Origin of the sequence: Rothia sp. HMSC069C04 (assembly GCF_001812895.1) — a bacterium.
Taxonomy (GTDB): domain Bacteria; phylum Actinomycetota; class Actinomycetes; order Actinomycetales; family Micrococcaceae; genus Rothia.
Window position 1 is genome coordinate 1 of the sequence record NZ_KV810710.1, and the last position, 23,733, is coordinate 23,733.

The 23,733-nt window shown below is 60.5% G+C and carries 20 protein-coding genes; 9 read left to right on the forward strand and 11 right to left on the reverse strand.

All coding sequences use genetic code 11. The features are described 5' to 3' along the window. Positions 1–222 precede the first annotated feature (222 nt). The gene (locus tag HMPREF2879_RS00750; RefSeq protein WP_049360104.1) at positions 223–1,035 is read left to right on the forward strand and encodes a hypothetical protein; all 813 of its coding nucleotides are present in this window, start codon (positions 223–225) and stop codon (positions 1,033–1,035) included. A gap of 205 nt (positions 1,036–1,240) precedes the next feature. On the opposite strand, the gene HMPREF2879_RS00755 is transcribed toward HMPREF2879_RS00750, so the two are convergent. From HMPREF2879_RS00755 to HMPREF2879_RS00765, 3 genes are all read right to left on the reverse strand, one after another. Next, positions 1,241–2,293, reverse strand: a complete 1,053-nt coding sequence (locus HMPREF2879_RS00755) for an ornithine cyclodeaminase (RefSeq protein WP_005504242.1) — start codon at positions 2,291–2,293, stop codon at positions 1,241–1,243. Positions 2,294–2,591: 298 nt separating this feature from the next. Next, positions 2,592–4,187 carry an amino acid permease gene (locus HMPREF2879_RS00760; protein ID WP_070633593.1) on the reverse strand — a complete coding sequence of 532 codons (1,596 nt, stop codon included), beginning with the start codon at positions 4,185–4,187 and terminating at the stop codon, positions 2,592–2,594. A 305-nt stretch (positions 4,188–4,492) separates the two neighbouring features. Next, entirely contained in the window at positions 4,493–4,879 is a 387-nt protein-coding gene (locus HMPREF2879_RS00765) for a hypothetical protein (protein ID WP_012902700.1), read from the reverse strand. Positions 4,880–5,142: 263 nt separating this feature from the next. Here HMPREF2879_RS00765 and fbaA point away from each other — a divergent pair, with 263 nt between their 5' ends. Beyond that, positions 5,143–6,168 carry a class II fructose-bisphosphate aldolase gene (gene fbaA / locus HMPREF2879_RS00770; RefSeq protein WP_012902702.1) on the forward strand — a complete coding sequence of 342 codons (1,026 nt, stop codon included), beginning with the start codon at positions 5,143–5,145 and terminating at the stop codon, positions 6,166–6,168. Between the two features lie 183 nt (positions 6,169–6,351). On the opposite strand, the gene HMPREF2879_RS00775 is transcribed toward fbaA, so the two are convergent. Continuing rightward, positions 6,352–6,933: an arsenic metallochaperone ArsD family protein gene (locus tag HMPREF2879_RS00775; RefSeq protein ID WP_070634587.1), complete on the reverse strand. Its 582-nt coding sequence runs from the start codon at positions 6,931–6,933 to the stop codon at positions 6,352–6,354. A gap of 339 nt (positions 6,934–7,272) precedes the next feature. Between HMPREF2879_RS00775 and HMPREF2879_RS00780 the strand changes: the two genes are divergently transcribed. The 3 genes from HMPREF2879_RS00780 (at position 7,273) to HMPREF2879_RS00790 (ending at position 11,908) form a co-directional block, all read left to right on the forward strand. Beyond that, positions 7,273–7,785, forward strand: a complete 513-nt coding sequence (locus tag HMPREF2879_RS00780; RefSeq protein ID WP_044150002.1) for a PTS sugar transporter subunit IIA — start codon at positions 7,273–7,275, stop codon at positions 7,783–7,785. A 390-nt stretch (positions 7,786–8,175) separates the two neighbouring features. Further along, positions 8,176–9,780, forward strand: a complete 1,605-nt coding sequence (locus HMPREF2879_RS00785) for a glycerophosphodiester phosphodiesterase (protein WP_044150004.1) — start codon at positions 8,176–8,178, stop codon at positions 9,778–9,780. 466 nt (positions 9,781–10,246) lie between these two features. Further along, positions 10,247–11,908 carry an NAD-dependent succinate-semialdehyde dehydrogenase gene (locus tag HMPREF2879_RS00790; RefSeq protein WP_070634588.1) on the forward strand — a complete coding sequence of 554 codons (1,662 nt, stop codon included), beginning with the start codon at positions 10,247–10,249 and terminating at the stop codon, positions 11,906–11,908. 119 nt (positions 11,909–12,027) lie between these two features. Here the strand turns inward: HMPREF2879_RS00790 and HMPREF2879_RS00795 are convergent, their stop codons facing one another. Both HMPREF2879_RS00795 and HMPREF2879_RS00800 read right to left on the reverse strand, forming a co-directional pair. Further along, positions 12,028–13,188 carry a sucrase ferredoxin gene (locus tag HMPREF2879_RS00795; protein ID WP_070634589.1) on the reverse strand — a complete coding sequence of 387 codons (1,161 nt, stop codon included), beginning with the start codon at positions 13,186–13,188 and terminating at the stop codon, positions 12,028–12,030. 113 nt (positions 13,189–13,301) lie between these two features. Then, complete coding sequence (locus HMPREF2879_RS00800; protein ID WP_049338599.1) at positions 13,302–13,925, reverse strand: TetR/AcrR family transcriptional regulator; 624 nt, start codon at positions 13,923–13,925, stop codon at positions 13,302–13,304. A gap of 156 nt (positions 13,926–14,081) precedes the next feature. On the opposite strand from HMPREF2879_RS00800, the gene HMPREF2879_RS00805 reads away from it, so the two are divergent. Further along, positions 14,082–15,299 carry an ABC transporter permease gene (locus tag HMPREF2879_RS00805; RefSeq protein WP_233992306.1) on the forward strand — a complete coding sequence of 406 codons (1,218 nt, stop codon included), beginning with the start codon at positions 14,082–14,084 and terminating at the stop codon, positions 15,297–15,299. 142 nt (positions 15,300–15,441) lie between these two features. On the opposite strand, the gene HMPREF2879_RS00810 is transcribed toward HMPREF2879_RS00805, so the two are convergent. Beyond that, positions 15,442–16,269: a UDP pyrophosphate synthase gene (locus tag HMPREF2879_RS00810; RefSeq protein WP_070633604.1), complete on the reverse strand. Its 828-nt coding sequence runs from the start codon at positions 16,267–16,269 to the stop codon at positions 15,442–15,444. Positions 16,270–16,616: 347 nt separating this feature from the next. Between HMPREF2879_RS00810 and HMPREF2879_RS09140 the strand changes: the two genes are divergently transcribed. The 3 genes from HMPREF2879_RS09140 to HMPREF2879_RS00825 all read left to right on the forward strand — a co-directional run bounded on the left by HMPREF2879_RS09140 (position 16,617) and on the right by HMPREF2879_RS00825 (position 19,427). Beyond that, complete coding sequence (locus HMPREF2879_RS09140; RefSeq protein WP_005507918.1) at positions 16,617–17,009, forward strand: RNA-binding S4 domain-containing protein; 393 nt, start codon at positions 16,617–16,619, stop codon at positions 17,007–17,009. Between the two features lie 75 nt (positions 17,010–17,084). Continuing rightward, complete coding sequence (locus HMPREF2879_RS00820; RefSeq protein ID WP_083309617.1) at positions 17,085–18,557, forward strand: MATE family efflux transporter; 1,473 nt, start codon at positions 17,085–17,087, stop codon at positions 18,555–18,557. A 213-nt stretch (positions 18,558–18,770) separates the two neighbouring features. Continuing rightward, entirely contained in the window at positions 18,771–19,427 is a 657-nt protein-coding gene (locus tag HMPREF2879_RS00825; protein ID WP_070634591.1) for an NAD(P)H-dependent oxidoreductase, read from the forward strand. 256 nt (positions 19,428–19,683) lie between these two features. Here HMPREF2879_RS00825 and HMPREF2879_RS00830 read toward each other — a convergent pair whose 3' ends face one another. From HMPREF2879_RS00830 to HMPREF2879_RS09585, 4 genes are all read right to left on the reverse strand, one after another. Next, positions 19,684–22,200: a heavy metal translocating P-type ATPase gene (locus HMPREF2879_RS00830; RefSeq protein WP_070634592.1), complete on the reverse strand. Its 2,517-nt coding sequence runs from the start codon at positions 22,198–22,200 to the stop codon at positions 19,684–19,686. Positions 22,201–22,407: 207 nt separating this feature from the next. Beyond that, positions 22,408–22,794: a hypothetical protein gene (locus HMPREF2879_RS00835; RefSeq protein ID WP_049346209.1), complete on the reverse strand. Its 387-nt coding sequence runs from the start codon at positions 22,792–22,794 to the stop codon at positions 22,408–22,410. Between the two features lie 29 nt (positions 22,795–22,823). Beyond that, a complete protein-coding gene (locus HMPREF2879_RS00840) occupies positions 22,824–23,039 on the reverse strand; it encodes a heavy-metal-associated domain-containing protein (RefSeq protein ID WP_044150011.1) in 216 nt (71 codons plus the stop codon). Between the two features lie 63 nt (positions 23,040–23,102). Continuing rightward, positions 23,103–23,528 (reverse strand): metal-sensitive transcriptional regulator, encoded by a 426-nt coding sequence (locus tag HMPREF2879_RS09585; protein ID WP_049362410.1) that lies wholly within the window; start codon positions 23,526–23,528, stop codon positions 23,103–23,105. Between the last annotated feature and the right edge of the window lie 205 nt (positions 23,529–23,733).

Sequence of the window (23,733 nt, forward strand, 5' to 3'; positions counted from 1 at the left end):
AGCGTCTGGGTGATATTGAGGCGTCCTATCAGGGACCTTTGATTGAGAAGAATCAGGCGTTGCTGAATGATTTGAAGGCCGATCGTGACGCGAAGATAGCCAAGGCGCGTGAAATTATCGCCACCCACCAGTAGATATCAGCGACAAGCAAATAGGAGCTCTTGGGATAATTGGGGTAACTCCGTTTGAACGTTACAACGAGGTATGGAGGAGGAAAAGCCTATGCGTAAGGCTCTCTCTGCGGTAGCAGTATTCTGCCTGCTGGGGGCGTGCGTGTCCTGCTCCAACAGTGCCGAGCGGGACACCTCACGAAAAGCTGTTCTTGATTATTCAAAGAACTACGTACACCTTCCACTGGACGAGTACGCCTTGGATGAACTAACACTCCGTACGGTGAGCACGGCGTGGCACACGCTCATGTCCGAATGCTACGCGCACCACGGGCAGTCCTACGCTGTGCCCTCAATAGACACCCCGCAACCGGGAGGCCTATACGGCAGCTGGAACGTTGAGTACGCCAAAAAGTACGGGTACTCCCAGAAGGAATCCCGAGGCTCAGACGATTCAGCACCAGACGACATCAACACCCGGTGCCAAGAAGAGGTGAAAGCCGTATTCTCTGACGTCGAACTGGACGAAAAAGAATACCGGTTTGTAGGAGAGCTAAACTCACAGGCATACACCTACGCCTCCCAAACCGATGAGTGGAAAAATATTCGCTCAGAATGGTGGACCTGCCTGCGTGAACGCGGACTAACCCCCAGGGAAGGAGAGAGCGACTGGACGTCCGAAGAAAGCGCACATCTCATGACCTCCTCCCAAGGCAACGAAGAAGCCAAGCCGGAGGAAATTCGCCTCGCAACGATTGAAGCGGAATGTAACCAGAAGGTGGGTATGGCTCAGCGCCTGGGCGATATTGAGGCGTCCTATCAAGGTCCTTTGATTGAGAAGAATCAGGCGCTGCTGAATGAATTGAAGGCTGAACGTGATGCGAAGATAGCGAAGGCGCGCGAAATTATCGCCACCCGCCAGTAGCCACACCCGCTGAAGGGCAGAACGGGCGAACCAGCCGCGGATAGCCTCCAAGAAAATCCGTGCATACGAAAATTTCACAAGAAGGAGCCGGGGAATGTCACCACTCCCCGGCCCTCACTTTATTCACTCTCAACCTCGCAGCCCATGCTGGCGCACCTACAGGCCCGCCAGCTCAAGGCCACTCAGCGTCAGGCTGCTTAGTCCTTTAGCCCACCGGAACGTTAACGTTCACCAGCGAGTACAGATCCTTCGGATCATCCGGGCTAGCAACCAGGTCAATGAACTGCTGCAGGTCGGTGTCCTGCGTGGCCGCACGGGCATAACGCAGACCCGAGAAGTCAGCAATCGCGAAGCCCACCGAATCAAACAGGGTAATCTGCTCATCCGACACGCGGCCCGGCTCCTCACCGGTCAGAACCTTCCAGAACTCCACCACCGGGAAGTCCGGGTCCTTCTGCTGAATCTCGCCCTCAATGCGGGTCTGCGGCGGGAACTCAACAAACACGGTGGAGCGGTCCAGAATTTCGCTTTCCAGCTCAGTCTTGCCGGGGCAGTCGCCACCAATAGCGTTCAGGTGCACGCCGGGCTTCACTTGGCGGTCCAGCAGAACCTTCGCCTGCTGCTTATCGGCGGTGCAGGTGGTAATAATGTCGGCGCCCTCAACAGCCTCGTCCACGTCCTTAGCCAGGTGGATGCGGAAGCCCAGCGGCTCCAGGTTACGGCGGAACTTCTCCATCGCGTGCGGGTCAACGTCGTAGACGGACAGGTCCTCAATGCCGAGCACAGCGCGCATACCCAGCGCCTGGAACTCAGACTGCGAGCCGGTACCAATCATCGCCATCTTCTTCGAATCCTTGCGTGCCAGGTGCTTAGCAACCATGGCGGACACGCCGGCGGTACGCAGCGCGGTCAGCAGGGTCATCTCAGCCAGGAACACGGGGTAGCCGTTGTCCACGTCAGCGAGCAGACCGAACGCGGTCACAGTCTGGAAGCCGCGTGCCGGGTTCGACGGGTGGCCGTTCACGTACTTGAAGGAGTAGGTGATGTTGTCGGAGGTGGGCATCAGCTCAATCACACCGAAGGGGGTGTGGGAGGCGACGCGCGGAATCTTGTCGAAGCTCTGCCACTTCTTGAAGTCTTCTTCGAGGAAGTCGACCATGCCGGCAATGATGTTGCCTACGCCGTCCTTCTGAATCCACTTCGCCATCGAGGCGACGTCAACAAATTCCACCGCGTGTGCGCTAGGACGTTCAGTCATGATTTTCTCCTTTGAATATCTGCACAAAACTTCTTTGTGCATCTGGTGGTCACTGCGGATATCTATTATCTCAAAATATATTGCAGGACACACCGTATTAGAAATGCTGTAGATATGTACTTTGCTTTATGTATTACACGGATGTAATACGGAACGAACACGAAAAGACGTGCAGGGAGGGGGGTTCTAGAGTCTAGAGCTCCTAGAGCCTAGACCTCCTAGAGTCTAGGGCTAGGGTCTAGAACCCCCTCATTCGCCTTCGCCGGGATATTACCGGGATTACAGGCAACCGGTCGGGTTAGCTACCCTTCGGGTTGTCCTCGTCCTCAAGGTCACCCAGGTCAATGTGGGTACGAGGCTCCGAAACGAGCTTCTTCACCACGGGGCGGGCAGCAATCACGGGCACGGAACCGGTGTAGCCTTCACGGACGCGAGCAATCTCGTTGACGCGGTCACGAACCGTGTACCAGCCGATAATCAGCAGCGGGATAACCAGCAACAGCGATGCCAGGGTGTAGGTGCCGACCGGGTAATCCAGTGCCATCAGCACCAGCACAACAGCCAGGAAGACCATCACAGCCCAGTCGCTGAAACGACCGCCGGGTGCACGGTAGTTGGGGCGCTTGTACTTGCCCTCGCCGACCAGCTTCAGGTACTTCTGGTGCGACATTGCGATAGCCGCCCAGCTAGCCATGGTGCCCACCGAGGCGATGTTCAGCACGACCTCGAACGCCTGCTCGGGAACGAAGAAGTTCAGCACAACACCGAAGAGGCCAATCACACCGGTCAGCAGAATACCTGCCACCGGAACGCCGGAGCGGGACACCTTAGTGGTGAACTTCGGTGCCGAACCTGCAACACCCATCGAGTGGAGGATACGACCGGTGGAGTACAGGCCAGCGTTCAGCGAGGAAGCAGCCGCGGTAATAACGACCAGCTGCATAATCGGTGCGGTGCCTTGAATACCGATAGCGTCGAAGAAGGTCACGAACGGCGACTCTGCGTCCTTGTATGCGGTGTAGGGCATGAGCAGGCAGAGCAGAACCACGGAACCAACGTAGAAGATCGCGATACGCCAGATCACGGTGTTGATAGCGCGGGGGATAACCTTCTCAACGTTCTTGGTTTCACCACTGGTGGTGCCGACCAGCTCAATACCGGCGTAGGCGAACACAACGCCCTGAACCACGATAAGAGCGGGAAGAATACCGTTGGGGAAGAAGCCGTCATTGGCTGCAATAAGGCTCAGGCCGGGGGTGACGCCGTTGATGGGTTCACCGAAGACCAGGTACCAGATACCTACCGCCATGAAGGACAGCAGGGCAAGAATCTTAATGAGCGCGAACCAGAATTCCAGCTCACCGAAGAGCTTCACGGAGATGAGGTTCAGAGCCACAGTGACGATAACGACGATGAATGCGCTGAGCCACTGGGGAATATCTGCGAAGAACTGGTTGTATCGACCGAACCAGCTGATGTAGATAGCGATAGCGGTGGCGTCTGCAACGGCGGTCATTGCCCAGTTCAGCCAGTACAGCCATCCGGATACGAATGCGGCCTTTTCGCCGTAGAATTCGCGGGTGTAAGAGACGAAGGAGCCCGAGGAAGGGCGGTGAAGGATCAGCTCGCCGAGGGCTCGAAGAATCAGGTAGCCGAAGAAGCCGATGACGGCGTAGATAACGGCGAGCATGGGGCCTGCGTCCTGCAGGCGGCTACCGGTGCCCAGGAACAGGCCGGTACCAATAGCGGAACCGATGGCAATCATCTGGAGCTGACGTGCGCCAAGCCCCTTGTGGAAGCCTTCCTGTTCGTGTGCGAACGGGTCATCTGTGGGGGGCTTAGTGTACTGATCCGCTGCAGAAGTCTGCGGGTTCTTGTTCGGTGAGGTGCTCACGCTATACCTCCTTGGATAGTTACGTCTGAAGCACGTGTTACACGAAATGTGGTTGGGAACACGTCTGCGGGTTGTAATGACTATAGCACGGTAATTTAGGTAATATAACTCGCATCACGTAACAATTTATATACATATAATGCATATCTTATAAATATATTTGGTTCATGTTGTATTGTGTGGTTTTCATTGTTTTGTGAAATAGATTAATTGAACCCTGAGTCCAAAAAATCAATTATCCCACCACCGCACAGCACAAGAGCACCCACAACGGGGTGCTCTCACAACCTATTCAAAACGGGGACTTAGCCCTCCATCAGGCGGTCAATCTTCGCCCGCAACGCACGCTCACGACGATTCAACCACCACCAGCTCGGCCAACGCATCAACGACTTACGGCCCACCTGCACGACCGAGGGGAGCTTCGCCTCCGCAAGCGCCACATCAATCTCGTGGTCACTCGCACCCTCATCACGCATTTTCTCCATCAACTCAAGGGATTTCGCCATATCGCCATGCCCCAAAACATGCCGACTCTTACGCTCCAGAATCTCATCCAACTGGGCGCGCACCGGGGCAATAGCCGCCGCATTCGGATGCTCACGCTCAGCACGACGCTGCGCCTGGCGGGCACGCTTCTCACGTTTCGCGTCGAGCTGTTTTGGATTATTTTTAGCGCTCGCCTTGCTCATGGGAGGTTCCTTTCATCGCGTCCGGGTGATGTGTACGCTGCCCTGCACGCACAGAAGACATCAAGTCATTAACACCTCTACTTTACCGCGGTAATTCGCGGAAATTTCGCTGCAGTAAACCCAAAAAAACCCACAAAAAATTAACGATAAATAAGTCGTATCTTGGTAAAATAGTGCGAGTAGGAGGCGTCTCGCGCGCCAACAAAATATGGTGAACCGGCCCAGCATCGGTAACCGGTCGCATCTATCCAAGGAGTCAGCATATGGCTATTGCAACCCCCGAAGTTTACGCAGAAATGCTGCAGACCGCGAAGGAAAAGGGCTTCGCGTACCCCGCAGTGAACGTGACCTCCTCCCAGACCCTGAATGCTGCAATCCGCGGCTTCGCAGAGGCTGGCTCGGACGGCATCATCCAGGCATCCACCGGTGGTGCAGCATACTGGTCCGGCGCTTCCAAGAAGGACATGGTCGTTGGCTCCCTGGCCTTCGCAGCATACGCACGCGAAGTTGCTAAGCAGTACGACGTGAACATTGCACTGCACACCGACCACTGCCCCAAGGACAAGCTGGAAGGCTTCGTCCTGCCCCTGCTGGCAGAGTCCGAGAAGGCTGTTGCTCGCGGTGAAGACCCCATCTTCAACTCCCACATGTGGGACGGCTCCGCAATCGACCTGGACGAGAACCTGAAGATTGCTGCTGAGCTGATCGAGCGTACCTCCAAGGCAAAGCTCGTTCTCGAGGTTGAGATTGGTGCCGTTGGTGGCGAGGAAGACGGCGTTGAAGGCGCTATCGACGACTCCCTGTACACCACCGTTGCAGACGCAATCAAGACCGTTGAGGCAATCGGCCTGGGCGAGAAGGGCACCTACATGGCTGCTCTGACCTTCGGTAACGTTCACGGCGTGTACAAGCCCGGTAACGTTCACCTGCGCCCCGAGCTGCTCAAGGAAATCCAGACCGAGGTCGGCGCTAAGTACGGCAAGGGCGACAAGCCCTTCTACCTGGTCTTCCACGGTGGCTCCGGCTCCACCGAGCAGGAGATTGCAGACGCAGTGTCCTACGGTGTTATCAAGATGAACATCGACACCGACACCCAGTATGCATTCACCCGCCCCGTTGCTGGCCACATGTTCAGCAACTACGACGGTGTGCTGAAGGTTGACGGCGAGGTCGGCAACAAGAAGACCTACGACCCCCGCGTTTGGGGTGCAGCTGCAGAGGCAGGCATGGCCGCACGCGTGGTCGAGGCTTGCCAGCAGCTCGGTTCCGTCGGTACCTCCATCAAGTAAGGTACTGTTCGCCCGCCGCGGCTCCTGTAGCCGCTGCCGGGTGTGAACCTAAGCTTCGTTAAGCGAAAGCGGTGCCCGCTTCCTCATCATGAGGAGGCGGGCACCGCTCTTTGTTTATGCAGTTCTTTGGGTGCGCAGTTTAGAACCGGGTGAGTCGGGCGCTCGTTGCCGGCAGGGGTGGGTTTACTTGCCGCCGCAGCCGCAACCACCGCATCCGCAGCCGCCGGACTTCACAGCCACCGAACCGGAGGTGGGGATACCGTCGCCGGTGTCGCCACCCATGAGGTTCACGCGGTTACCGATCTCGGGGCCGCCGACCGGCTGGGGTGCCTTACCCGCCAGGGTTGCCGCGAAACCGGCGGGTTCGCCGCTCAGGTTCGGGATCATCGACGCCGCCGGGGAACCGGACGGGCCGCACGCAGCCGCTGCCGCATTAGCCTTCGGCTGGGCAACCAGGTGGGCGCGCGCAAAACGCTTAATCTGCTCGGCAGTCGGGTACGCGAAGGACACCTTCACCTCACCGTTGACGAGCATGAGCGGCAGAACCTCGCGGCCGTTCATCTCAATCTGCTCGGCGACCGGTGCGCACTCTTCAAATGCGGACGGGTAGGAGTCGGTGGAGTACACCTCAATGTACACGCCCGAATCCAGCGCCTCCTGTGCGGCGCCCAGGAACTCGGAGCGCTCCATATCCTGCGGATCCTCCGGGTTCTCACCGGGGCCCGGAATAAATACTTCAAGAACGGTCTCAGCCGCTTCAGTCATCAGTTTTTAGCCTTTTCTTTCTTATCAGCGCCAGCTCGGGGGAGGGGCGCCAGTCCTTCACTAAGTGTACTCGTGCCCTCAAGAGTGCAGAAGTGTGAGTTGAAGTTCCAGATTTGCGGAATATTTGCAGAATTCGAGTCGAATGACCCTCAGCTCGTGAGCTGCGGGTTCAGGTGTTGTATTCTGAGTGCATATGCACCGGAGTGTGCGAACCCTGCAATTCAGGCAGACGTCGCCCGGTGTGAAACCAAGAAGGCAACGACGCCCGCATCCGACGCGGACGCATCAGCGTTACAAATACACGCTATTCATAGCGCCACACGACCAGAAGGAGCATACATGTTCGGTTTCGGCAAGAAGAAGAAGGAAGCTGCCGCACAGGAAGCATCGTCCGCAGACGTCTACGTCGCACCTGCTACCGGCGAGTACCTGCCGCTGAGCGAAGTCTCCGACCCCGTTTTCTCTCAGGGCGTTATGGGCGACGGCTACGCAGTGAACCCCACCGCAGGCACCATCGTCGCACCCGTTGCAGGCACCATTGCACTGATTCAGGACACCCTGCACGCATTCATGCTCCGCACCGAAAACGGCGGTGAGGTACTGGTCCACATCGGTATCGACACCGTTGAGCTCGGCGGCGACGGCTTCACCAAGCTCGCTAACGTAGGTGACAAGGTTGAGGCAGGCGCACCCATTATCGAGGTCGACTGGGCAGCTATCGAGGGTCGCATCCCCTCCAAGGAAACCATGGTGATGATTACCAACACCGCAAAGTTCAACATCTCCAAGGACTCTGAGTCCCGCCGCCCCGTTGCAGCCGGTGACCGCGTCGCTCAGGCATCCAAGAAGTAAGCTGAACCAGCGAAAATAGCTCAGCTTCAACAGCGGTGAAAACCCGCGAAAATACTTAACGCAAAAGGTCGCGTCCTGCAGGCTCAATCGGGCTACAGGCGCGGCTTTTTTCGTTACACGAGAAATTTTTTAACGCCGCATGAAATGCCGCTATTAAAAGCGGCGGAAAAGGAGGAACACATTCACCCGCATTGCACAGCGGGTAAGAATGAGGCGCACATAATACCCTATTTGCTTGTGAACGCAGTGAATCACCGATAAAAAATCGTTATCCTACATAGAAGTTGCAGTTTGAGTTGAGAGAATCCGGACCCTCAGCTATAAACCAAAACTTCAATGACCAACCACACACATTACGCTCAACTCATAAACGAAAAAAGGACCACTACGGTGACTGCATTCCCGAAGATCTCCAAGAATCTGAGCCGCCGCGGCTTCATTGGCGCCTCCACTCTGGCGCCCGCCGCCCTCATGCTCCAGGCAGGCGAAGCCCACGCCGCAGCCAACACCCGCGCACAGCTCGCGGCAGTACACAGCGGCTCCCCCGCACATCAGCTGCTCTACAAGACCGATGAATTCTTCATCGCCCACCGCGGTGCCGGCAACATCAGCCCCGAGCACACCGCCTACGCCTACGCAGAGTCCGTACGCCGCGGCGCCCTCGCCGTCGAAATTTCCGTACGCACCACCAGCGACGGCCAGTTCGTCTGCATGCACGACACCAACATCAAGCGCACCACCGGCGCATCCATGGACGTGCGCGGCCACACCCTCGCCGAACTGCGCCAGCACAAGGTCAACATGCGCAAGAACCTGGGCGAAAAGACCGACCTGTACAACATCCCCACCCTCGAAGAAGCCATCGCAGCCGTTGACGCCGTACCCGCAGGCGGCGAATATGCCTCCGTCGGCGGCAAGAAGGTCGTACTGTTCCTCGAAGCGAAGGACGGCCCCGCACAGGCAGGCCTCGTCAAGTTCATCACCGAACGCGGCCTGCAGCGCCGCACCGTCATCAAGATGTACCGTGACGGCAGCGGCGGCTTCAAGCCCACCTCCCGCTACCTGAAGCTTGCCAACTCCGCAGGCTGTGCCACCTGGTGCTACTTCGACGGCGGCGACCCCATCGATAAGATTTCCGCAATGGCACGCCACGAAAACGTGGACGCCATCGGCGTACCCTACTACGAGAAGCCGACCGGCGCTTCCCAGGGCTCCATGAGCGAAGAGAACGTACGCGCCCTCACCGGCCTCGGCAAGGCAGTCATCGTCTGGGAAATCCACCGCCGCTCCGCCTACGAAAAGTACAAGGCACTGGGCGTGAAGGGCTTCATGTGCCCCGACCCCTACTGGGTAATCGGTGACCCCTTCGACTCCAGCGTCAAGATCAAGACCGGCAAGCGTCCCCACGGCATGCTGCCCGCCGACCCCTCCGTCGCAGCGGACATGCCCGACCTGACCGGCGTAGCCATCGTGCACAACCAGCGCTACGACGAATCCGTACTGCTCGGCCCGCTGGCGAACTACACCACCCGCGAAAAGTACACCCTCGACTTCTCCATGAAGTGGACCGGTGCACTGCCGCAGCAGGACGGCCACTACGGCTACGTCGCTTTCGGTCGCGAACACGACGGCCCCTTCGGCATCGGCAAGAAGTTCGCCGCAAACCAGGAAGACGGCACCTACGTGCTCGCCATCCGCCCCAACTACCGCGGCAACTCCGTAGCGCAGATTCTCTGCTTCGAACCCAAGCAGACCAGCCCGCGCGTGCTGCACACCATGAAGCTGCGCCAGAAGGTCACCACCGGCCAGGCACTGAACTGCAAGATTGTGGTGAACAAGAACAGCTTCTACTACACGGTCAACGGCCAATACTCCAGCCCCATCAACCACAGCGCCTACCGCGGCCCGTACGTACACTTCGGCCGCTTCCACGGCACCAACGATGGCGGTCCTCTGGAGCTGACTCGAATCGAGGCACGTCAGTCCTGGATTTGAGAGGACCGGTGGGCCTAGTCCACCTAGGGGCCCGCCTCACCGCCGCTCAGCGGTGAGAACACGGGTACCGGGCAGAGCGGATGCAACACCGAGCATCCCTTCCGGGCAACGCTTTCCATAATCCCCAGCTCCATAATTCTCAGATAGGCGCTCGCACACCGAGTGAGAATCAACCTGAAGAATCCACCCGAAGGGGGTCGTATCCACAGCGGATGCGGCCCCCTTCGGCGTGCCCGCGGCCTTTTCAGGGTCGGGCGAGGGGGAAAGGTGGGGGAGGGCGGACTGGGACGTGTAGGTGGGGGACGTGTAGGCGCGCGGGGCAGGGGAGAGAACCGCAGGGTTGGTTCGAGGCGCGCAAGGACGTATAGGCGCGCGGGGCAGGTTCGAGGGGTAGGGGAGTGCGCGGTACTAGAATTAAAAGCGTCAGAGTCGACCGCACCGGCCGCCCCAACCCGAAAGGCACGCCATGACCACCTCACCCGAAAGCTCCGCCGAGAGTCCCGCCGCAAAGCCCGCCGCGAAATCCGCCCAGCTACGAGGCCGCACCGAACCGCACATGCAAAGCATCAACATGCCGCAGCGCGAACCCATCGACCCCTACGAGCGGCCCTCCTACCCCTTCTTCTACGTGCCCACCGACCTGCTTATCGGCGGCAGCTGGGTCACCGGCGACAACGGCTCCTTCCCCGTGCACAACCCCTCCTGCGGCCAAATCCTCGCGCACGTCGCCGACGCCAGCGTCGAACAGGGCATCGAAGCACTCGACGCCGCCTGCGACGCCCGCACCTCATGGGCGGCAACCAGCGTGCGCGAACGCGCCGATATCCTCAACCGCGCCTACACGCTCATGACGCAGCGCACCGAAGTCATCGCCCGGCTCATGACCCTCGAAATGGGCAAGCCCCTCGACCAGTCCCGCGGCGAGGTCGCCTACGCGGCAAACTACCTGCGCTGGTACGCCGAAGAAGCCGCCCGCAACTTCGGCCGCACCGCCGTTGCCCCCGAATCCGGGCTACAGATCACCACCGTACGCCGCCCCGTCGGCCCCTGCCTGCTGATTACCCCCTGGAACTTCCCGCTCGCCATGGCGGCACGCAAGGTCGCCCCGGCGCTCGCGGCGGGCTGTACCGCGGTGCTCAAGCCCGCCTCCCTGACTCCGCTCAGCTCCCTATACTTCGCGGACCTGATGCGTGAAGCGGGACTGCCGGACGGCGTGCTGAACGTGGTGACCACCTCCCGCACCGGGGAGGTTGTCTCGGCGCTGATGGCTGATGAGCGCCTGCGGAAGGTATCGTTCACCGGCTCCACCGCCGTGGGCCGCACCCTGCTCGCGCAGGCCTCGCAGAATGTTCTGCGCACCTCCATGGAGCTGGGCGGTAACGCACCGTTCATCGTCTTTGAGGACGCGGATATTCCCGCCGCCGTGGAGGGTGCCTACGCGGCGAAGATGAGGAACATGGGCGAGGCGTGCACCGCCGCCAACCGATTCATCGTGCACGAGGACATTGCCGAAGAGTTCACCCGCGCCTTCGTGGAGCGCATGGAGGCGACCGTTGTGGGTGACGGAACCGTCGACGGAACCGAATGTGGGCCGCTAATTCAACCTTCAGCGGTTGAATCCATGCTTTTTATGGTCGAAGACGCCCTGGGTAAGGGCGCGCTCCTCGCCTGCGGCGGGTACATTCCCGAGCTTGAGGAGAACGTTCCGAGCGATACCGGCGGCATGCCCAAGAACCTGAACAAGGGCAACTTCGTGACCCCCACCGTGCTGACCGGCGTGACTGATTCGATGCGCGTGTGGCGTGAAGAAATCTTCGGCCCCGTCGCCCCGATTGCCACGTTCAGCGGCTACGGTGAGGAGGGTGAACGCACCGCCCTGAAGCTCGCCAACGACACCGAGTACGGCCTGGCAGCGTACGTGTACACGAGCAACCACCCGCGCTTTACGCGCATGGCTGCGGGTCTGGAGTTCGGCCTGATCGGCTACAACTCCGGCGTTATCTCGAATGCGGCGGCACCCTTCGGTGGCGTGAAGCAGTCCGGCATGGGTCGCGAGGGCGGCCCCGAGGGTCTGGAGGAGTACACCGAGCTGCAGTACATCGGGGCGCCGAACCCGTTCGCCGGATAGGCTGAGATACCAGTTACGGCGAATCCTAGATACAGCAAATCCCGGATACAGTGAAGCCCCGGCGGGCACCCGAGAAGGTGCCCGCCAGGGCTTCGCGCTGTCTACATCATGCGCGGGTGCTAGAGCTGATGCAGTGCGAGCAGCTCGCGGCTGAAAGCATCTGCGGGACCCTTGCCGCACGAGTTGGGGCGCGGCTCAAGGGCGACCCGCTCGAAGAAGGTGACCCAGGTGCGTCCGTCGGTGTGGGAGGTGAGTGCCGCCTCCATGGTGGGGTGTTCGGAGAAATCTTTAGGCGAGAACGCCGCAAAAAATTCAGGGGAGAATTCAGTGCTTGTCTCGACGTTCACATCGACGCCCGCCTCGCGGAGCGCAATGAATGCCTCCCGCCCCGATGTTTCACGTGAAACCAAACCTCCAGAGGTTACTTCTTCACCCTTTTTCTCCAATTCGAGGCGCACGGCAACCTCCGCCGCCTGCTCCACCGGAGTATCCGTACTGCGCCCACGCAGACCGTGCAGCGACGGAATATCGCGACCCGCCAGCGACAGGTACGCCGCCAGCGCCGAAGGCTCCGAGAGGCGACCGTAGGTGTAGCCGGTGGGCAGCATAATGCCGACCGGGGCAAAGCGGTGACCGCCCGTATGCGAGCACTCCCAGACCGCGTTCGCGGGTAGGATATCCGCCAGGTGTGCCGCAATGGGTCGGCCGCGCAGAGCACAGCAACGGTCACGCTTAGAGTGGGTGCACACGAGAATAGCGGGGGAGTCCATGAGCTCGGCTCCGGTCGCCTGAATCAACTCCTGTGGGTTGTCCAACGGCAGTTCGAGCAGCTGCTCGGGGGCGCTCACGCTGAACGAGTAGAGCTTCTCCTCACCCGGGGTGCAGAGTGCGTAGAGTACCCGGTGGGTCGGGTTGCCGGATGCATCCGGCGCGCCGTGCAGTACGCGCCCCTCCCTGCCCACCTGGCGAATGAGCAGGAACTTCAGCCCCGCCTGCGAGACTGCCTCGCCCAGTGCGGCAGAGAGTTCCTCGCCGAGGGCGGATCCGTCCAGTACATCGCGGCCCCACTGGCCCACGTGTTCGAGCGCCAGCCAGGCGGTGGCGCGTCCGGCAGTGCCACCGAGAGCCTCGTCGTCATAGAGGGAGCAGGAGTCCGCCGGGATCCTCGTGGCGCGGGTGCGTGAAGAGAGCTCATCGGCGTGTGCGGCACGCAGGTTGTTCAGCTCGGTGGGGTTGGTGGCGCGCGGCTCGGGGGTTGCGGGGGTGCAGGATTCAGTCATGGTTCCTTGATTCTACGCCTGCAGGATGTGAATGACCTATGTTGCCCCTGTATGGTCTAAATGCTGAAAAACAACCGCTCAAGGGTGATTTTTGGGGACTATCGGTCGGTCAACTACTCAGGAAGAAGCGCTAAAGCGACGCGGTAGAGGTGGTCCTTTTCCTTGGGGTTACCGAAGAAGGAGCGGAGCATGTAGCCCTGGAAAATCATCATGAAGGCGTCCGCAGTATCGCGGGCGTAGTCGGTGATGAGCGCCTCCTGCTCGGGGGTGCGCTGCGCCGGGTCGGGGTTGATTTCGTGCAGAACGCGTAGCTGTTCGGCCGCCCAGGGGGTGAGGGTCTTTACGATGATGCCCTGCAATAGGGGCATGATGTTCGCGGTTGCCCTGGCGATTTCGGGCGCGTGGAGCGATTCAAGGCGGATGCGCAGCATGGCGGAGAAGTTCTCGTTAACCATCTGGTTGGTGTAGATGATTTCGAGAATGTCCTGGGGTCCGGCGCCTTCGGGGAGTGTTTCGTAGAGCTTTTTGATGTTTTCGAGGCGTTCGTTGATGGCGGTGGTGAGGATGTCTTCTTTGCCGGAGAAGTGCGAGTAGATGGATCCGGAGGACAGCCCGGAGGCTTTGATGATGTCGCTCATGGAGGTGTTGGTGTAGCCCTTTTCGAGGAAGCAGCTAACGGCGGCTTCGATGATTTGGGCTCGGCGTGCGGCTTTGGTGGCGTCTGTTAGTCGGGGCATGGTTCCAGTTTAGGGAGTGGGCACAAAACTTACAAACACAATGGAAGTTCTTTTTGTGACTTTACAAACAAAATAGCTATTTTGTTTGCACTCGGTAAAAATCGAGAGTAGAGTTCTGACTCGTAAACGAAATAAGCATTTTGTTTGGAGATTGTCATGAACAACGAAACCGCCACCGCAGTCACCGCAGAAGCAGTGACCGCCGCAGCCACCCAAGCTGCCGCATCCCAGAAGATCGCGGCAAAGAGCATTGCAGAAACAAGCACGCAAGAAACCACCGACCGTTCCTCCTGGCTCAAGGTCATCACCACCTCCGTACTATCATCCTTGGTGGTAGCACTCATCGTCCTAGCTTTCACCTGGCCCACCAAGACCATGGAAGCAAAGAATCTGCCCGTCTCTATCGCAGGCCCCGAGGTGACCGTCAGTCAGTTTGAACAGTCCCTCAAAGACCAAGGTATTGAAACCTTCGACTTGAAGCAGGCATCCTCCCGCAAAGAGGCTGAACAGCAAATCAAGCAGCGCGAAACCTACGGCGCAATCATCTTCACCGAAGGCGCCGCCCCCGAAGTGCTGACCGCACCAGCCGCAAACGCCGCAGCAACCCAGATGCTCAACGGTGTTGCCACCCAGCTGAACGCGCAGATTCAGCAGAAGGCACTCGCCGCTAAGACGGAAGCCCTCACCCAGGCGGTGCAGACGGGCGGTGAACAGGGTGCGCAGGCCGCCGCCCAGCTGGAGCAGATGAAGGTGCAGGCCGAGCAGGCATCCGCAATGGCGGTGAAGACCACCGTCGTGGTACCCCTGAGTGAGAATGACTCCTCCGGTTCCGGTATCGCTATCTCCGCATTTCCGCTGGTCATTGGCGGTATTCTCGGCGGTTCCTTCTCCGTACTGCGCGTGAACGGCACCTGGCGCCGCTTCGCCACCGCAACCCTGTACTCCGTCATCGGTGGTGCACTGACCGCCCTGATTCTGAACGTCTGGTTCGGCATCATCCCCGGCGACTTCGCAACCCTGTGGGCTGCGTTCGGCGCTACCTACCTGGCGACCGCCTTCTTCATTGTGGGTGTGGGTGCACTGTCTTCGCCGCTGATTGGTCTCGCAGTAGGCGCGGTCATCACCATGTTCATTGGTAACCCGATTTCGGGCGCAAGTATGCCGAGCGTGTTCCTGCCCGGTGTGTGGGGGCAGATTGGTCAGATGTTGGTGCCGGGTGCCTCCTCGACTCTGCTGCGTTCGATTGCGTACTTCCCGGAGGTTGCAACGAGTGACCAGTGGCTGGTGCTTGGTTCCTGGATTGCGTTCGGTCTGCTGACCGGCGTGATTGGCTGGGCTCTCAAGGAGCGCCGCACCGCAACGGTGGAGGCATAACCACCGCGGGTTGGATAACCGGCGCAACGTAGCCGGCACAATATAGCCGGTACAGCTTAAGAAGGGTGTGTGCCGTGTTCACTGAACACGACACACACCCTTTTCTGTCGGCATACTGGCTGTTACCGACTGCTATTCGCTGTTACTGGTTGTCGAGCACGTACTGCTTGAACTGCTCGTCCCGGCGTTTGAATTCTTTGAGCTCATTCTCCAGGGCTGCCTGGTTCTTGGCGACGAGCGGCTTCTGGTACTGCGCTTGCAGGTCGTAGAGCTTCTGCGAACGGCCTATATCCCGGTCGCACTGCGCCTCGATGGTGGCGATTCGAATTTCTTCCTCGGAGGCGACGGCGCTCTGAGGAATATTCTTTTCTTCCTCGACGGTCACCTCACTATCGGGGGTGAGGCCCTTATCCTTGACGCATCGCTTCCACTCGTCGTCAAGAGATTTTTTGAGTTGCCTATCGCCTGCGGCATTTCGGGCGTCGGTCTCCAAACGCGTAAACGTGCTGCTTCCGAAGGGTATCTCTCCAATTTGCTTCATCTCATCGACGGCGCGCTGATAGCATTCGGTGCGGACATCCTTCCCAGGGTCGGATGAGGCGGCAGGGGAGGAGAGGTCCAGCGTATTTGAGTCTTCGCGCTCGTGGAGGCCGTATTTTTGGGCGTGCTCAACGTTCCAGATCCCGTAGGTTCTGCCGAGGTTCCTGCCGGATCCTTCGGTGGGGACGAACATCTCGTAGTGTTGCCCGTGTTCGGCAAAGCACTTTTTGCGGGCGAGCTCAAGGGCTTTGGTGAAGTATTCGCCCTTGCCGGCGGTGTTGTATGCGTCCAGAGGCAGGATCACCCGGTCATTTTCTGTGTCGAAGATTGCTCGGGCGCTTTCATCCTTCTCCAACGTGGGACCGAAGGAGCAAGAAGACAGCACAGTGCTGATGAGGGCAGCCGCCAGAAGCTTTTTCAAAGCTGACATGGTGTATATCCAATCTGTTACGGGGAGCCCGTGGCGTCGCGGCCACAACCCCCCCCGTAGACCACGCGAATGATGTGGTCTTGAGAACACTTCTTGAGAAGGTGACTTAACAATACCCCTAGTGGATGCGGGTTTGCGCTCAATAGGCTGGTGCGTGCACTAGAAAATTTTCTGCCGCATGGCGGGTTCGGTGCCGGTTGCGGAGCGGTTCGGCGAAGCCATGATGGAACCCCGCCGAAACCCCGGCAAAAATACGGTGGAATCACTGCGAAAACGGCGGAAGCGCAGCACGGGCAGGTGGGCGCACCTGATTTGGTGCCCCGCCCGCCTCGCGCCACAATGAACACATGACCGCAGAAGACACCAACGCACTAACCAGCGCCAGGCTCGACCTCTGGCTCTGGTCCGTGCGCATCTTTAAAACCCGCTCCCTCGCCGCCGACGAATGTAAAGGCGGCCACGTACGCGTCAACGACGCCCCCGCCAAACCCTCCCAAAAACTCAAGAAGGGCGACGTGGTGCGCGTGCGCTACCCCGGCTGGGAACGCGTCTTCAAAGTCGAAAAACTCCTCGTCAAACGCGTAGGCGCCCCCATCGCCGTCACCTGCTACGAAGACCTCTCCGGACCGCGCCCCGCCTACCTCTCCATGCCTCCGGTCGCCAAACGTGAACGAGGCAGCGGCCGCCCCACCAAGAAGGAGCGCCGCGCCCTCGACGAACTGCGCGGCCGAGGCGCCTAACCGCGCCCATCTCGCAGAGTGCACCCCGCCCCGCGCGCAGGCACCCACCGCGGCGGCGGGGAGTAGCCTAGAAGGATGAGCACACAGAAGCACCCGAATACCGAACCCGGCGGCACTGAACCCAGTAACACTGCGTCCGGTGGCACTGCGCCCGGCGCGCCCGCGAAGAATACCGCCGCGAGCCCCAGCGCCAACGCCGCTGAGCCTTCGCTGAACCGGCGCATCCTCGCGCTCGCCGTGCCCGCTTTCGGCGCGCTCATCGCCGAACCCATCTTCGTGCTCACCGACTCCGCCCTCATCGGCCAACTCGGCAAAGCAGAACTCGCGGGCATGAGCATCGCCGCCACGCTCGTCACCACGGTCGTGGGTCTCATGAACTTTCTAGCCTACTCCGTTACGCCCGCCGTGGCGCGCGCCTTCGGCGAGAAGAACCTGCGCCGCGCCTGGCAGATCGGTGTGGACGGCGTGTGGGTCGCCTTCGGCCTCGGCATGCTCCTCATGATCGCTGGATACGCCTTCGCCGACCCGCTGCTACGCGGCCTCGGCGCGACCGACGAAACCATCAGCTACGCCCTCGACTACCTGCACCACTCGCTCTGGGGCATCCCGCCGATGATGATTATCCTCGCGCAGGTCGGCACGCTCCGCGGGCTGCAAGACACCGTCACCCCGCTCAAAGTCGCCACGGTCGGCACGCTCGTGAACATTGTGCTGAACTGGCTGCTCATCTACCCGGTCGGCTGGGGCGTTGCCGGTTCGGCGACCGGCACCTCCCTCACCCAGTGGGGCATGGCTGCCGCCCTCGGCGTGGTCATGATGCGCGGCACCCGCGAACACGCCGTCCGCTGGGCACCCGACGTCGCCGGCATGCGTTCGGTGCTCTCACTCGGCTCCTGGCTCATGCTGCGCACCCTGTCCATGCGCATCGCCTCCCTGCTGACCGTGTTCGTCGTGGCACGATTCGGCACCGAACACACCGCCGCATACCAGCTCGGCATGGGCGTATTTAACCTCTTCCTCTACGCCCTGGACTCCCTCGCCATCGCCGCCCAGGCGCTACTCGGCAAGGAACTCGGCGAACGCGACCTCAACGTAGAATCCGAGCGTGCGAAGGTGCGCCAGCTGAAAAACCGGCTGCTCCGCATGAGCCTCATCTACGGCGTTATCACCGGCCTGATCTGCCCGCTCATCGGCTTCTTCGGCTCCTGGATTTTCACGCAGGACGCGCAGGTGGCGTTCCTCTTCACCATCGCCACCGTCATCATTGCGCTCGGCCAGCCCATCGCCGCGTACGTGTTCACCCTGGATGGCATCCTCATGGGCGCGCAGGACGTGAAATACCTGGCAATTGGCTGCTTCATCATGCTCGTGATGTACGTGCCCGTCATGCTCGGCCTGCACTGGGCGGTCGGCGCCGGCACCATGGATGCGCTCGCCGGGTATTGCGGCTTGTGGGCGGCGTATATTCTGTACTTCCAGGGAATCCGCGCGGTCATTTTTGGTCGCCGCGCCTCCTCGGATGTGTGGATGAAAGCCGGTGCCGAGTAGGGGCATCATAGGAGGTGCTGGGCAGGTGCGCTCTGGGCGCCTTGGGTACCAGCCCACCGGCTTCGTACACCCTGTAATACGACACCGGCAATACGGTCCCGCCGCTCGCGGGCGTATTTCCTGCAGGCGTAACTAATCACATTTTCCGCCGCCCGCACCCTCCGCGGGTGTAGCATGACAGGGTAATGAAACCCTCATGCAAAGGATGAAACCGTGACCGTAACCCGCGAAGAAGCTCTCGAAATTTTCGCCCGCCGCCGCGCAACCCGCGCCTACGACCCCGACCGCCGCATCAGCGACGAAGACTTCGCCGCAATCCTCGAATTTGCGCGCCTGTCGCCCAGCTCCGTCGGCACCGAGCCGTGGAAGTTCCTGGTCATCCAGGACCCCGAACTGCGCGAAAAGCTCAAGCCGATCGCCTGGGGCATGGCGGGCGCCCTCGACGACGCAAGCCACCTGGTCGTACTGCTGGCGAAGAAGGGCCTGCGCTACGACACCCCGTGGATGCGCCGCACCCTCGAAGGCCGCAACCTCACCGAGGAGCAGATGGAGGCCGCACTCGAGCGCTACGGCAGCTTCCAGAAGAACGACATGAAGATCCTGGAAAGCGACCGCGCGCTCTTCGACTGGGCGTCCAAGCAGACCTACATTGCCCTGGGCAACATGATGACCGGCGCCGCAATGCTCGGCATCGACTCCTGCCCCATTGAGGGTATGAACTACGAAGCAGTGAACGAGTTGCTCGCCTCCGCTGGCCTGTTCGACCCGGAAGAGTTCGGTGTGTCCGTGGCTGTGACCTTCGGTTACCGTGCCCACGAAATCGCACCGAAGAGCCGCCGCTCCATCGAGGACCTGGTCACCTGGGCCTAGGTTCTGCCGGGCTGTTAGCTCGGGCTATCGGGTGGGGCGTTTGCGCTAGATGTTTGTGCTGGATGCTCAAGCTAGGTGTTCAAGTTAGACGTTCAAGCCGCCGCCCGTGAAAACTAAATATAAAGAAATGCACCGCCTTTACACGGGCGGTGCATTTCTTTATATCTTTTACCGTGCAAAAAGCACGGTGAGATATGCTTTTGAAATTTTCGTTTGAAATCGCGCGCAGCGATTCATTCTGTATAACGGCAGAGCGCTACTTCCTAAACGCCGTCAGACGCATAGAATTCAGCACCACAAACACCGAACTAAACGCCATAGCCGCACCCGCAATCATCGGGTTCAGCAAGCCCGCCACGGCAACCGGAACAGCCACCGAATTGTAGGCGAACGCCCAGAACAGGTTCGACTTAATGGTGCGCAGCGTAGCGCGGGAGAGACGCAGTGCCGTCACCACCGAAGCAACATCCGAACGGGTCAGCACAATATCGGCGGCCTCCGCGGCAACGTCCGTGCCCGAACCCATCGCAATGCCCAGCTCAGCAAGAGCCAGCGCCGGGGCGTCATTCACGCCGTCGCCGACCATCGCCACGCGGTGACCGGCAGCCTGCAACTTCTCAATCACCTGCGACTTACCCTCCGGGGTCACGCCGGCGTACACGTTCTCAGCCGAAATACCGACCTGCGAGGCGATCGCCTGCGCAACCTGCGGGGCGTCACCGGTGAGCAGGATCGGCTCCATGCCGAGCTCACGCAGCTGCGCCATGGTCTCTGCCGCCTCCGGCTTGGGGGTGTCAGCAACCGAAATCATGCCGATCGGTTGCAGAGCGGAGGTGCTGCTCGGGGCCTCGTCAGGGGCCTCGTCAGGGGCCTCGCCGCGGGCGACAACCACCGTCGTTAGACCCGCCCGGCGAGCCTGATCCAGCAGAGCCAACTGAGCCTCGCTCAGCTGCGCACCCGCCGCCTGCAGGTACTCGGGAGTACCCACCACAACCAGCCGGGAGGCGCCGCTCTCGGCACCTTCACCCGCACCGCTCAGTACGCCGCGCACGCCTCCGGGGACACCCTCGAAGTCGCTCACGCTCGGTGCCGATGCGCCCTCCGCCAGCACGCCCTGCTCACGGGCAAAACCGGCAATCGCGCGGGCAATCGGGTGCTCACTCAGCGCCTCCACGGCGGCGGCATCATGCAGAACAGACAGGGAACGTTCATTCTTGGAACCGGCAGAATCCGGCGAAATACCGGACAAGTCACCTGCCGACTCATAGTCACCAAACGTACCGTAGAACGCCACAGACATCTCACCAGTCGTCACCGTACCGGTCTTATCCAGCACCACGCGATCAACCGTGCTCGTCGCCTCCAACACCTGCGCATTACGAATCAAAATGCCCAGCTGCCAGCCGCGGCCCGTACCCGCCAGCAGTGCCGTCGGGGTCGCCAAACCCAGGGCGCACGGGCAGGCCACCACCAGCACCGACACCGCTGCGTTGAACGCCGCCGCACCGTCACCGGAAATCAGCCACCAGCCGACCAGGGTCAGCGCCGAAATCGTCAAAATCACCGGCACGAACACGGCAGAAACACGGTCCGCCAGGCGAGCAATAGGAGCCTTCGTCTCCTGCGCGCTCGCCACCAGCTCACCCATCTTCGCCAAGGTCGTCTCAGTGCCCACACGGGTGGCGCGCACCGTCAACGAACCAGACGTATTCACCGTCGCACCCGTGACCGCATCACCCGGATGCACCTCCACCGGCACAGACTCACCCGTCAGCAGGGACGCATCCACCGCCGACGACCCCTCAACCACTACACCATCCGTGGCAATCTTCTCGCCCGGGCGCACCAGGAACAGGTCGTCCGGCATGAGATCCTCCACCGGAACCTGCACCTGCTTGGTCACGCCCTGCTTGTCGGTGCGCAGCAGAGTCGCCTCTTTCGCGCCCATGCTCAGCAGGGTGCGCAGCGCCTCCGAAGAACGATGGCGAGTACGGTGCTCAATTGCGCGGCCAATCAGCAGGAACAGCGTCACCATGGACGCCGAATCGAAGTATAGCGGCGCGTGGTGGCCGGTAAACATCGACCAGAAACTGCCGCCCGCATGGTGTACGTGCGCCGTCAGTGCCGGGTTCATGAGCAGCTGCGCCAACGAGTAGAAGTACGCCACGACCACGCCGAGGGACACGAGCGTATCCATCGTGGAGGAGCCGTGACGGGCATTGATGAGCGCGGCGCGGTGGAACGGCGCGGCGCACCAGAACGCGACCGGCGCGGTCAGAATCGCCACGACCCAGCCCCAGTTCGGGAACTGGAACGACGGGAACATCGAAATCAAGAAAATCGGCACACCCAAAATCGCCGCATAAATAATGCGGTCAGTGAAGCCGCCCTTCATGCTCGGGGTGCTGTGCTGGTTGCCGCCGCCGGATGCGCTCGCGTTCGTTCCAGCGCCCGCGCGCGGCCCGTTCTTGAGGTGCGCCGTGTAGCCGGCATTGTTGATGGTCTCAACAATCTGCTCGTCGCTCACACCCTCAGGTACGATGACGCGCGCCGACTCCAGCGGCAGGTTCACCGCCGGGTCAACGCCGGGGATTTTGCGGAGCTTACGCTCCACGCGACCCACGCAGGATGCGCAGGTCATACCCTGAATATCCACGTGGATGATTCGGGTGGATTCCGTTGATTTTACGGTCGTTCCGGCAGGATTAAAAAGAGAACGCTCACTCTGTGATGAGGTCTCGCGGGTGCTTGTTGAAGGCTGTGTAGAAGACACAATACTTCCTCAAAACTCAAAAACGGGAGGGTAGAAAAAGGTACACCAAGCCGGGGGAGGGGCCCCGAAGGACCCCGCCCCGGACGGTGTATGGTGCAGTGTTTAGGGTGCAGTACTGAGGGTGTCGCGGGAGTGAAAGCCGCGGGTAAAACCGCGAGGCTGTAAACGCGGCGGCGGGAGTAATGCTGCGGCTGTGAAAGCGGCGGCTTAGTGGTCGCCGGGCAGCCCATCCGGCCTGCTCGTGCGCGGGCGAATACCTGTCACCTTCGCGCCACGATCGGACACACCGTAGGCACGCTTCACGGCAGCCCGCGGGAACGGCGAAGCGTTCGCCTTCTCACGCGCCTTCACGCCCTGCTCGTGCTCGGCGGAACGCTTATTCGCGCTCGTGCCGCTACGTCGCGCCGCACCGGGCGCATCCTCACGCGCCGTGTATTCGGGGCTCTGCTTCACCCACGAATCGACCAGCGCCGCATCCAGATTCATCTGCCTGGCCACGCGGGTGATCGCGTCGCGCAGGTGCATGTTTTCGGCGCCGACAAGGGTGCGGACCGCGCCAACAACCATCGCAATGTACTGCGGAGGGTAAGCCATGATGACTCCTAATCGAGCCGGCTGCCGCGCTAGACGGCGGGGGTGAAGCCAGCCTCTACGATAGCGTCTGCAACAGCCTGGGTGTTGAGGGTGCCCTCGTGCTCAATGGTCACGGTGGAGACGCCGTCCTTGACGACATCCACGGTCACGCCGGTCACGCCGGGAACTTCACTGACCTCTTCGCTGACGCTCATAGCGCAGTGGTTGCAGGTCAGGCCGGTTGCCTTAACGGTGGTGGTGCTCATGATGATTTCCTTTCGGTAATGGGTTGAAAACTTGGGGCCGCCCGGTATTTAGGGGCAGCGTGTTTAGCTGCGCATGAGGCGCGAGATCGCGGCGGTTGCCTCTTTGACCTTGGCCTCTGCGATGGTCGGGTCGCCGGTGCGTTCGGATTCGACGGCGGCGCCGGTCACGCAATGGCCGATGTGCTCTTCGAGCAGGTTCAGGGAGACGGCGTGGAGCGCCTTGGAGACCGCGGCAACCTGGGTGAGGATGTCGATACAGTACTTGTCTTCGTCGACCATGCGGGCGATGCCGCGAACCTGCCCTTCGATGCGGCGCAGGCGCTTGAGGTGCGCCTCTTTGTTGGAGGCGTAACCGTGCTGGGTTTCGGGTGCCTCGCCACTGCAGCATGCGCCAGTGTGCGCCTCAGTGGGTTTTTCGGCGGGTGTGCCGGATGCGGTGCTGACCTGGGTGGATGTGCTGTGGCAGCACTGGTTGCTGGTGGTTTCCATGGCTCCAGTATATACCCTAGGGGGGTATCCCGCAAGGGGGTGTTACGGATTATTACGGGTTGTTACGCGGTATGGGTGCGGGGGCTTGTTGATAGGGGGATTCTTCGATAGGTTACGGACCTTTCGATAGGTTACGGACCTTTCGATAGGTTAGTGCCTTCACTGCGGGTTAAAGACCCACGGCGAAGACACTAACCTATCGAAA

Bases quoted from the DNA above. Each gene is read 5' to 3' on its own strand.
- HMPREF2879_RS00750 (WP_049360104.1), top strand. From the start codon at position 223: ATGCGTAAGGCTCTCTCTGCGGTAGCAGTATTCTGCCTGCTGGGGGCG.
- HMPREF2879_RS00755 (WP_005504242.1), bottom strand. From the start codon at position 2,293: ATGACTGAACGTCCTAGCGCACACGCGGTGGAATTTGTTGACGTCGCC.
- HMPREF2879_RS00765 (WP_012902700.1), bottom strand. From the start codon at position 4,879: ATGAGCAAGGCGAGCGCTAAAAATAATCCAAAACAGCTCGACGCGAAA.
- fbaA (WP_012902702.1), top strand. From the start codon at position 5,143: ATGGCTATTGCAACCCCCGAAGTTTACGCAGAAATGCTGCAGACCGCG.
- HMPREF2879_RS00775 (WP_070634587.1), bottom strand. From the start codon at position 6,933: ATGACTGAAGCGGCTGAGACCGTTCTTGAAGTATTTATTCCGGGCCCC.
- HMPREF2879_RS00780 (WP_044150002.1), top strand. From the start codon at position 7,273: ATGTTCGGTTTCGGCAAGAAGAAGAAGGAAGCTGCCGCACAGGAAGCA.
- HMPREF2879_RS00790 (WP_070634588.1), top strand. From the start codon at position 10,247: ATGACCACCTCACCCGAAAGCTCCGCCGAGAGTCCCGCCGCAAAGCCC.
- HMPREF2879_RS00795 (WP_070634589.1), bottom strand. From the start codon at position 13,188: ATGACTGAATCCTGCACCCCCGCAACCCCCGAGCCGCGCGCCACCAAC.
- HMPREF2879_RS00800 (WP_049338599.1), bottom strand. From the start codon at position 13,925: ATGCCCCGACTAACAGACGCCACCAAAGCCGCACGCCGAGCCCAAATC.
- HMPREF2879_RS00805 (WP_233992306.1), top strand. From the start codon at position 14,082: ATGAACAACGAAACCGCCACCGCAGTCACCGCAGAAGCAGTGACCGCC.
- HMPREF2879_RS00810 (WP_070633604.1), bottom strand. From the start codon at position 16,269: ATGTCAGCTTTGAAAAAGCTTCTGGCGGCTGCCCTCATCAGCACTGTG.
- HMPREF2879_RS09140 (WP_005507918.1), top strand. From the start codon at position 16,617: ATGACCGCAGAAGACACCAACGCACTAACCAGCGCCAGGCTCGACCTC.
- HMPREF2879_RS00820 (WP_083309617.1), top strand. From the start codon at position 17,085: ATGAGCACACAGAAGCACCCGAATACCGAACCCGGCGGCACTGAACCC.
- HMPREF2879_RS00835 (WP_049346209.1), bottom strand. From the start codon at position 22,794: ATGGCTTACCCTCCGCAGTACATTGCGATGGTTGTTGGCGCGGTCCGC.
- HMPREF2879_RS00840 (WP_044150011.1), bottom strand. From the start codon at position 23,039: ATGAGCACCACCACCGTTAAGGCAACCGGCCTGACCTGCAACCACTGC.
- HMPREF2879_RS09585 (WP_049362410.1), bottom strand. From the start codon at position 23,528: ATGGAAACCACCAGCAACCAGTGCTGCCACAGCACATCCACCCAGGTC.